Genomic DNA, 9476 nt, shown 5'->3' on the forward strand with positions numbered 1-9476 from the left:
TTTTCGGCTCTTTTTTATACTCCAAAAGCGGCCAATCCGTCACCCACAAAAACGCGAGCTTCGCTTCGTCGATCAAGCCGAGCTCCTTGCCAAGCTTCAGCCGCAACGCGCCGAGCGCCGCTGCGACGATCGCTTTTTCGTCGGCGACAAACAAAAGCAAATCTCCGTCTTCGACAGCAAGCGCTCGACGCAGCGCCGCCTGTTCCTCATCGGTGAAAAACTTGGCGATCGGTCCTTTCAGCTCTTCGCCTTCCGCTTTCAGCCAGGCGAGCCCTTTCGCCCCGTAGCGGCCGGCAAATTCTCCTAAGGCGTCAATATCTTTACGCGAATAGCGAGGGGCAGCACCTTTCGCGTTGATCGCCTTCACTTGGCCTCCTTCTTTGACGGCGCGGGCGAACACTTGAAATGCTGAATTACGGACGATTTCCGATACGTCGACGAGCTCGAGGCCAAAGCGTATATCCGGCTTGTCCGAGCCGTAGCGGCTCATCGCCTCGTCATACGTGATGCGCGGAAACGGGCGCGGGATGTCGATCCCTTTTGCCGCTTTCACGACGGCAGCCATCATCCGTTCGGTTAAATCCATAATATCCTTTTGTTCGATAAACGACATTTCGATGTCGATTTGCGTAAATTCCGGCTGGCGGTCAGCGCGCAAATCCTCGTCACGGAAGCAACGGGCGATTTGGTAGTACCGTTCCACGCCGCCGACCATGAGCAGCTGCTTAAAAATTTGCGGCGACTGCGGCAAGGCGTAAAATTCGCCCGGATGGACGCGGCTTGGCACCAAATAGTCACGCGCCCCTTCCGGCGTGCTTTTCGTCAACATCGGCGTTTCAATTTCCAAAAAGCGTTCGCTATCCAAAAAGTCGCGCACCGTCTTTGTGATTTTGTGGCGAAGCGCCAGTGTTTGAAACATGACTGGGCGGCGCAAATCCAAATACCGATATTTTAAGCGCACGTCTTCCGCCGCATCCGTGTCATCGGAAATCGAAAACGGCGGCGTTTTTGCCTCGTTGATGATCTCGATTCGTTCCGCCTGAATTTCAATGCGGCCGGTCGCGATGTTCGGATTGACCGTCTCGGGCGCGCGGGCGACGACCGTTCCTTCGACGCTTAAAACGTATTCGCTCCGCACGCGCTCCGCTGCCGCCAGCGCTTCAGCCGACACGTCCGGGCTGGCGACAACTTGGACGATGCCCGTTCGGTCGCGCAAGTCAATGAAAATGAGGCCGCCTAAGTCGCGGCGCTTTTGCACCCAGCCTTTGAGCACGACGCGCTCGCCGACGGCCGTTTCCGGCACTTCTCCGCAATAATATGTGCGTTCCATTCGCTCACTCCTCCTTCCCGATCCGTTCATGCAAAAAGTGCGCCAACTCGCCGAGCGGTACATTCGTTTGCTCGCCGCTCGCCATATGCTTTACCGCCGCTTCCTGTCTCTCGAGTTCTTCATCGCCGATAATGGCGACAAACGATGCCCCAAGCCGGTCGGCGGCCTTCAGCTGCGCCTTCAATTTTCGGCCCAAATAATCTTGATCGACCCTCAATCCGGAGCGGCGCAATGCATAAACGAGGCGGACCGCCTCGTCTTTCGCCCGCTCACCGACAGCGACGACATAGCAGTCAAGCCCACTCTCCACCGGCAATTCCACTCCTTCGGCGTCAAGGGCGGCCAACAGCCGCTCGATGCTCAAGGCAAAGCCGATGCCCGGCGTCTCCGGACCGCCGATTTCTTGGACAAGCCCGTTGTAACGCCCGCCGCCGCACAGCGTCGCCGCCGCGCCAAATCCTTCCGCTTCGCTCATAATTTCAAACGTCGTGTGGTTGTAATAGTCAAGCCCGCGCACGAGCCGCGCATCGATGACAAACGGGATGCCGAGCGCTGTCAAGTATTGTTTCACTTTCTCAAAATAGGCGCGCGATTCGTCATTTAAATAGTCTAAAATCGACGGCGCCGTCGCCATCAGCTCATGATCGCGGTCTTTTTTGCAGTCGAGAATGCGGAGCGGATTCGTATGAAGCCTCGTCTGGCAGTCCGGGCACAGCTCGTGGATGCGGTTTGAAAAATGGCGAACAAGCGCCTCTCGGTGCGCCCGGCGGCTGTCAAGGTCGCCCAAGCTGTTAATGACAAGCCGGATCCGTTTTAAGCCAAGCGCTTCGTAAATATGCATCGCTAGCGCCATCACCTCGGCGTCAATCGCCGGATCGCTGCTGCCGAGCGCCTCGACGCCGAACTGGACGAACTGGCGGAACCGTCCCGCTTCCGGACGCTCGTAGCGAAACATCGGCCCGCTGTAATACAATTTCAGCGGCTGGTTCGGACTGCCGTACAGCTTATGCTCGACAAACGCTCTGACAACCGGCGCCGTTCCTTCCGGGCGGAGCGTCAGCGCGCGCCCCCCTTTGTCTTCGAACGTGTACATTTCTTTTTGCACAATGTCCGTTGTATCCCCCACGCCGCGCAAAAAAAGCTCCGTATGTTCAAAAATCGGCGTCCGGATTTCCTGATACCCATACCGGCTGCAGAGGCTGCGGGCAATGTGCTCGACATATTGCCATTTTTCCGAGTCACCCGGCAGCACATCTTGTGTCCCTCTTGGAATTTGAAAAGCCATGCTCATCCTCCTTTGCCCAAAATAAAACGCCCTTGTCCCTGTGATCGATAGGGACGAGAGCGTCATTCCCGCGGTGCCACCCTAATTGAAGCCGATCCGGCTTCCGCTTGTCGCCATTAACGCATGGCACACGTTCCCCTTTACTGGCGCAAAGCGCGTTCAAAGGGAAACCTACGGAGTGTCTTTCGTTAAGCCATCATGGAGAAGCGCTCGCAGCCTTGGGCGCTTCCTCTCTGGCCATGTGGACCTTAACTACTTTTCTCCATCATCGGTTGTTCCGTATGAGAAAGATGTAATTTTATATTACGGACAATCTCGCCCGTTTGTCAAGTTGTCCTAGCAGCTGTGATTCATGGTTGTTCGCAAAGAGAAAAACCTTGATGTCTCATCGCATTTTTCTCCTTGTTGTAAAAAAAGAGAGCCGATTCATTGAACCGCCCCTCCATGGGATCGAAGAGGCGGTCCACCTTCGGCTCTCTTTAATGGCGAATCAAATAATCAAACGCGCTTAACGCTGCGGTTGCACCCGAGCCCATCGAAATAATGATTTGCTTATAGGCGCTGTCCGTGCAGTCGCCCGCGGCAAAGACGCCTTCAATGTTCGTCGCGCCGCGTTTATCGACGATAATTTCACCGAAGCGATTCCGTTCCACCGTTCCTTCCAACCATTCGGTGTTCGGAACAAGGCCGATTTGCACGAACACGCCTTGCAATTCGATATGATGTTCTTCCCCTGTTTCCCGGTCAATGTACGTCAAGCCGTTGACTTTGTCCGTGCCGGTGATTTCCGTCGTTTGCGCGTTTTTAATCACCGTTACGTTCGGCAAGCTGTACAAACGATCTTGCAAAACAGCATCGGCCTTGAGTTCAGGGGCGAACTCAAGCAGCGTCACATGGCTGGCGATGCCAGCGAGGTCAATCGCCGCTTCGACTCCAGAGTTCCCGCCGCCGATGACCGCCACGTGCTTCCCTTCGAACAGCGGGCCGTCGCAATGCGGGCAATAGGCGACCCCTTTGTTTTTGAACTCTTCCTCGCCCGGCACGCCAAGGTTGCGCCAACGGGCGCCCGTTGCGATCACAACCGTTTTGCTTTTCAACACGGCGCCGTTTTCCAACTCGACTTCAATCAAGTCTTTTTTCTCGAGTCGTTTTGCCCGCTGCGAGTTCATGATGTCGACGTTGTATTGCTTCACATGTTCCTCAATGCTGGCCGCAAGCTTCGGTCCTTCCGTATATTTGACGCTGATAAAGTTTTCAATGCCGAGCGTATCTAAAATTTGTCCACCGAAGCGCTCCGCAACAATCCCAGTGCGAATGCCTTTGCGCGCTGCGTAAATGGCTGCTGTCGCACCCGCAGGGCCGCCGCCGACTACCAACACATCGAATGGCTCTTTGTCGGCGAAGGAAGAAGCATCCGGAGCACTCCCTAATTTGGCGAGGATATCTTCAAGCGACATGCGGCCGCTCGCGAACAGTTTGCCGTTTAAAAACACCGTCGGTACGGCCATAATCCCTTTTTGCTCCGCTTCTTCTTTAAACGCCGCCCCGTCGATCATCGTATGCGAAATGTCTGGGTTCAACACGCTCATGATGTTGAGCGCTTGGACGACGTCCGGGCAGTTGTGGCAGGTCAAGCTGACGTACGTTTCAAAATGATGTTTGCCTCTGATTTGTTGAATGCGGTCCACGACGTCTTGGCTGACTTTCGGCGGCCGCCCGCTCACTTGAAGCAACGCCAAAACGAGGGACGTAAATTCATGGCCGAGCGGCACGCCGGCGAAGGTGATGCCGGTGTTTTCGCCGACCCGGTTGACGCTGAAGCTTGGCGTTCGTTCCAGCTTCGCTTTTTCGACTTTGATTTTCGACGACATCGCCGTTAATTCATCGATTAAAGCAAGCATATCGCGGGAAACGTTGTCGTCTCCCGCGCTTACCGTCAAGACAATATCATTTTCAAGCAATTGCAAATACTGGGCTAGTTGCGCCTTGATGTCAGCATCCAACAGCATCTCCTAAGCCCCCTTAAATTTTGCCGACGAGGTCTAGGCTTGGCTTCAGTGTTTCCGCTCCTTCTTTCCATTTCGCCGGGCAGACTTCACCCGGATGGTTGCGCACGTATTGGGCCGCTTTAATTTTATCAATCAGCGTGCTGGCGTTGCGGCCGATGCCGTCCGCATTGATTTCCACCGCTTGAATGACGCCGTCTGGGTCAATGATGAACGTGCCGCGCTGCGCCAATCCTTGTTCTTCATCGAGCACATCAAACATGCGCGACAGTTGATGCGAAGGATCGCCGATCATCACGTATTCGATTTTGCTGATGGCTGGCGATGTATCGTGCCATGCTTTATGCGTAAAGTGGGTGTCGGTCGAAACCGAGTACACTTCCACGCCAAGTTCTTTGAACGTCGCGTAGTGGTCTTGCAAATCTTCGAGCTCCGTCGGGCAGACGAACGTAAAGTCCGCTGGATAGAAGCAAACGATGCTCCATTTTCCCATGAAGTCTTGCTCTGTCACTTCGATGAATTCGCCGTTGTGATACGCTTGGGCACGGAATGGTTGTACTTTTTTCCCAACCAAAGACATTGCTTCATCTACCTCCTGCGACTGTTAGTTTATAATAATTTTAAACCAATACTTATTATCATATAGGGGCATATGTTTGTCAATACATATGCAATGGATTTTTTCCTCTACCGAGCCGGATCAGTGTTGAGCGGATGCGCAGCGCTCACAGGGATGGACATTTTTATTCGCAGCTTTTTCGTCTAAACGGCCACACCGCCTCGGCCCACGAAACATCCACACGCCGCGTGCGCTCCTTCCAACTCGCCATGTTTACGGACGGGGCTGCTGTTTTTTCAACATTTGTACGTCTTTCGGCGCCACACCGAATTCGGATGCCAACTCAAACGCTCTATATTGGGCCTCGAGCCGCACCCATTCGTGAAAGTCGGCGGACAACACATCGTCCGCCCGATGCGCCTGCTCGCCTCTTTTGGTTTGCCGCATCGCGCTCCTCCTTTCTTATTGCCGCACTTGTTTTCATCTTTCCCATTTTTCGCCGAAAATAAAAAAGAAACCGGGAAACTTCATCGGTTTCCCGGTTTCTCGCTGCTGTCGATGATCAAGGTGACCGGCCCGTCGTTTGTGAGCGATACGTCCATCATCGCACCGAATACGCCGGTTTCTACATGAACGCCTCTTTCGCGCAAAGCGGCGTTGAACGCCTCATACAGCGGCAAGGCATGGTCGGGCTTGGCCGCCGCCATAAAGTTCGGGCGCCGGCCTTTTCGGCAGTCGCCGTAAAGGGTGAACTGCGACACCGACAGCACCGCCCCGCCGACGTCAAGCAAGGAGCGGTTCATTTTTCCGTCTTCATCTTCAAAAATACGCAAATGAGCGATTTTCTCAGCCAAATAGGCAGCATCGTCCTCCGTGTCCTCGTGTGTGACGCCAAGAAGGACGACAAGCCCGGCATCGATCGCTCCGACCGTCTCGCCGTCGACGGTGACTTTGGCCTCTTTCGCCCGCTGGATGACCGCTCTCACTCGCCTTCCTCCTTTCGCCGCCCTTAGTTGTTCATCAAACGCTGGACGGAATAAATGTCGGGAATTTGTTTGATTCGTTCGACGACTTTTTGCAAGTGGCTCAAATTATGAATGGCGATCGTCATATGGATCGTCGCGATTTTATGGCGATGATCGGAGCGTCCCGAGACGGCGGAAATGTCTGTTCGCGTTTCATTGACCGCCTGCAGCACCTCATTCAGCAAACCGCGGCGGTCAAATCCGGTGATCTCAATGTCCACGTTATATTCGCGCTCGCCGTTTGCCCCGCTTTCCCATTCTACGGCAATCAACCGATCGGCCGCTTCTTCGGTCTTGACGTTCGGGCAATCGGCGCGGTGGACGGAAATGCCGCGGCCGCGGGTAATAAAGCCGATGATTTCATCCCCCGGCACCGGGTTGCAGCAGCGCGACAAACGGATGAGCAAGTTGTCCATTCCTTGGACGCGAATGCCGCAGTCGCGCTTTTTGCCAGCTGGCAGCTTGGCTTCGAAGACCGCTTCGGCCAGTTTGCGCTGCTGTTCCTCGAGATCGCGCTGCTTTCGCCATTTTTCCGTCAACCGATGGGCGATTTGCGCCGCTGTGATGCCATGATAGCCGACTGCCGCATACATATCGTCTTCGTTCGAGAAGTTGAACTTTTCGGCGACGCGCTTTACGTTGTCGGCCGTCATCACTTCTTTCGGCTCAAAGCCGAGGCTGCGCACCTCTTTTTCCACCATCTCTTTGCCTTTTTCGATGTTTTCTTCGCGCCGTTGCTTTTTGAAAAACTGGCGGATTTTGTTGCGCGCCTGCGACGTTTTCGCCAGTTTCAGCCAGTCTTGGCTCGGACCGTACGAATGATTGGAAGTTAAAATTTCGACGATGTCGCCCGTTTGCAGCTTGTAGTCAAGCGGCACCATTTTGCCGTTGACTTTCGCCCCGATCGTCTTGTTGCCGATTTCCGAATGGATGCGGTAAGCGAAATCGATTGGCACCGATCCGGCCGGCAGCTCGATGACATCGCCTTTTGGCGTGAAGACGAACACCATGTCGGAAAACAAATCCATCTTGAGCGATTCCATGAACTCTTCGGCATTGCTGGCGTCGTTTTGCCATTCCAAAATTTCCCGAAACCAAGACAGCTTTTCTTCAAACGAGTTGGGTTTGATCGTCTTTCCTTCTTTGTACGCCCAGTGGGCAGCAATCCCGAACTCGGCGATTTGATGCATTTCAAACGTGCGGATTTGCACCTCAAGCGGTTCGCCTTTTGGGCCGATCACCGTCGTATGGAGCGATTGGTACATGTTCGGCTTCGGCATGGCGATGTAGTCTTTGAAGCGGCCTGGCATTGGCTTCCAGCATGTATGAATAATGCCGAGCACAGCATAGCAGTCTTTGATGCTGTTGACGATGATGCGGACAGCGAGCAAATCGTAAATTTCGTTGAACTGTTTATTTTGCATCACCATTTTTCGATAAATGCTGTAAATATGTTTCGGACGCCCGGAAATTTCGCAAGGAATATGCACTTCGTTGAGCCGTTCGCGCACTTCTTGAATGACTTCCTCCAAATATTGCTCGCGCTCGGCCCGCTTTTTCTTCATTAAATTGACGATGCGGTAATATTGCTGCGGGTTTAAATAGCGAAGCGCCGTATCCTCAAGCTCCCATTTGATTTTCGAAATGCCGAGCCGATGCGCGAGCGGAGCGAAAATTTCGAGCGTCTCATTGGCAATGCGCCGCTGTTTTTCGGCCGGCAAATGTTTCAATGTCCGCATATTGTGCAGCCGGTCGGCGAGCTTGATCAAAATGACCCGGATATCTTGCGCCATGGCCAAAAACATTTTCCGGTGGTTTTCCGCCTGCTGTTCTTCCTGCGATTTATATTTAATTTTCCCAAGCTTCGTCACCCCGTCGACAAGCATCGCCACTTCCGCGCCGAACTCGCGCTCGAGGTCTTCTTTTGTCGCCTCGGTGTCTTCGATGACATCATGCAAAAACCCGGCGGCGATCGTTGTCGCGTCCATCTTTAAGTCCACCAAAATGCCCGCGACTTGAATCGGATGGATGATGTATGGTTCGCCCGATTTCCGAAATTGGTCGCGATGGGCGTGCTTGGCAAACTCATACGCCTTTTTCAAAAAGGCGACGTCTTGTTCCGACAAATAACAGCTCGCTCGTTCAAACACTTGCTCCGCTGTCAGCACTTGTTCATTGGCCATAGGGTTGAATCACCTTTTTAATCGATTAAAATTGAAGCTGCAAAGCACAGAGGTCCGTTGCGTTCATACGGTTAATAAGAAAGAGCACTCATGTGTGAGTGCCCCTTTTTTCTTTATTGTATCCGAAGATGCGAACAATGTCGACTGTTTAAAACTGCATCAGCGTCAAAATATCGTAGCCTTCCAATTTTTTGCGGCCGCCAAGCTCGGTAAGCTCAATCAAAAACGCCAATCCGGCCACCACTCCGCCGAGCTGTTCCACCAAATCGATCGTCGCCCGCATCGTCCCGCCCGTCGCCAGCAAGTCGTCGGTGATCAACACGCGCTGCCCTGGCTTAATGGCATCTTTATGCATCGTCAAGACATCTGTTCCATATTCCAGGCCATACTCCACACGGACGACTTCGCGCGGCAGCTTCCCTTCCTTGCGCACCGGCGCAAATCCGACGCCAAGCGCATAGGCGACTGGGCATCCGATGATAAAGCCGCGCGCTTCCGGACCAACGACGATATCGATTTGTTTTTCGCGCGCATATTGAACAATTTGGTCGGTCGCATATTTGTACGCCGGACCGTTGTCCATCAGCGTTGTAATATCTTTAAACATGATGCCCGGCTTCGGGAAATCGGGCACAATCGTAATGTATTGTTTTAAGTCCATGATACGTTTGCCTCCTCGTGCGTTTGCGAACGTGTCATTTCCGCCAAACAGCGTTTCAATTGCTCGTAAGTGGAATAGACTAACTGATGCTCCGCCTCGAGCTCGTCCCGCCGCCGGCGGTACGTCGGCGATTCGTGCAAATCGCGCTTCGCCGGCTGATGAACGAGCGAAATGACGCCGTTTTGTTCGCTGATAAAGTCAAGCTCTAAAAATACTTTCGCCATAAAATGAACCGTCTCTTCCGTCCAACCGCGGGCGCGGGCCAGCTCACCACCGCGCTTGGCGAGCGGAAACGAACGGTGTTGATGCAAAAAGGCGTAAAACCATTTAAAATGTTCGCGCGTCGGAAACGTGCGGAAAAATTGCGCCTCGGGCTGGGCAAACACCGCGTAAATGCGCTTTTCGGCCTGATTTTTCATGGCCAGCT

The 9476-nt window shown here is 53.7% G+C and carries 9 protein-coding genes and 1 other annotated feature; all 9 genes read right to left on the reverse strand.

The genetic code is table 11. The features are described from left to right. On the reverse strand, positions 1 to 1330 hold a 1330-nt coding region (gene aspS / locus T260_RS125160; RefSeq protein WP_023634351.1), incomplete at its 3' end, for an aspartate--tRNA ligase. Between the two features lie 4 nt (positions 1331 to 1334). Beyond that, a complete protein-coding gene (gene hisS, locus T260_RS125155) occupies positions 1335 to 2615 on the reverse strand; it encodes a histidine--tRNA ligase (RefSeq protein ID WP_011232050.1) in 1281 nt (426 codons plus the stop codon). Between the two features lie 46 nt (positions 2616 to 2661). Next, positions 2662 to 2893: a binding site (T-box leader), on the reverse strand. A gap of 201 nt (positions 2894 to 3094) precedes the next feature. Beyond that, positions 3095 to 4624 carry an alkyl hydroperoxide reductase subunit F gene (gene ahpF / locus T260_RS125150; protein ID WP_023634352.1) on the reverse strand — a complete coding sequence of 510 codons (1530 nt, stop codon included), beginning with the start codon at positions 4622 to 4624 and terminating at the stop codon, positions 3095 to 3097. A gap of 13 nt (positions 4625 to 4637) precedes the next feature. Then, on the reverse strand, positions 4638 to 5201 hold the full coding sequence (ahpC, locus tag T260_RS125145; protein WP_011232052.1) for an alkyl hydroperoxide reductase subunit C: 564 nt from the start codon (positions 5199 to 5201) through the stop codon (positions 4638 to 4640). A gap of 252 nt (positions 5202 to 5453) precedes the next feature. Next, positions 5454 to 5627, reverse strand: a complete 174-nt coding sequence (locus T260_RS1000000140010; RefSeq protein WP_015375481.1) for a hypothetical protein — start codon at positions 5625 to 5627, stop codon at positions 5454 to 5456. A gap of 80 nt (positions 5628 to 5707) precedes the next feature. Beyond that, positions 5708 to 6166, reverse strand: a complete 459-nt coding sequence (gene dtd, locus T260_RS125140; protein WP_013144643.1) for a D-aminoacyl-tRNA deacylase — start codon at positions 6164 to 6166, stop codon at positions 5708 to 5710. A 23-nt stretch (positions 6167 to 6189) separates the two neighbouring features. Beyond that, complete coding sequence (locus T260_RS125135) at positions 6190 to 8388, reverse strand: RelA/SpoT family protein (RefSeq protein ID WP_011232055.1); 2199 nt, start codon at positions 8386 to 8388, stop codon at positions 6190 to 6192. 148 nt (positions 8389 to 8536) lie between these two features. After that, entirely contained in the window at positions 8537 to 9049 is a 513-nt protein-coding gene (locus T260_RS125130; protein ID WP_013144641.1) for an adenine phosphoribosyltransferase, read from the reverse strand. Further along, positions 9040 to 9476, reverse strand: a 437-nt coding sequence (locus tag T260_RS0120760) for a single-stranded-DNA-specific exonuclease C-terminal domain-containing protein (RefSeq protein WP_173400018.1), incomplete at its 5' end; no start/stop codon positions are given. The genes T260_RS125130 and T260_RS0120760, both read right to left, overlap by 10 nt.

The sequence above is a fragment of the Geobacillus thermopakistaniensis genome, from assembly GCF_000498995.1.
Classification (GTDB): Bacteria; Bacillota; Bacilli; order Bacillales; family Anoxybacillaceae; genus Geobacillus; species Geobacillus thermoleovorans.

Coding starts and splice junctions, on each gene's coding strand:
- hisS (WP_011232050.1), bottom strand. CDS start 2,615: ATGGCTTTTCAAATTCCAAGAGGGACACAAGATGTGCTGCCGGGTGAC.
- ahpF (WP_023634352.1), bottom strand. CDS start 4,624: ATGCTGTTGGATGCTGACATCAAGGCGCAACTAGCCCAGTATTTGCAA.
- ahpC (WP_011232052.1), bottom strand. CDS start 5,201: ATGTCTTTGGTTGGGAAAAAAGTACAACCATTCCGTGCCCAAGCGTAT.
- T260_RS1000000140010 (WP_015375481.1), bottom strand. CDS start 5,627: ATGCGGCAAACCAAAAGAGGCGAGCAGGCGCATCGGGCGGACGATGTG.
- T260_RS125135 (WP_011232055.1), bottom strand. CDS start 8,388: ATGGCCAATGAACAAGTGCTGACAGCGGAGCAAGTGTTTGAACGAGCG.
- T260_RS125130 (WP_013144641.1), bottom strand. CDS start 9,049: ATGGACTTAAAACAATACATTACGATTGTGCCCGATTTCCCGAAGCCG.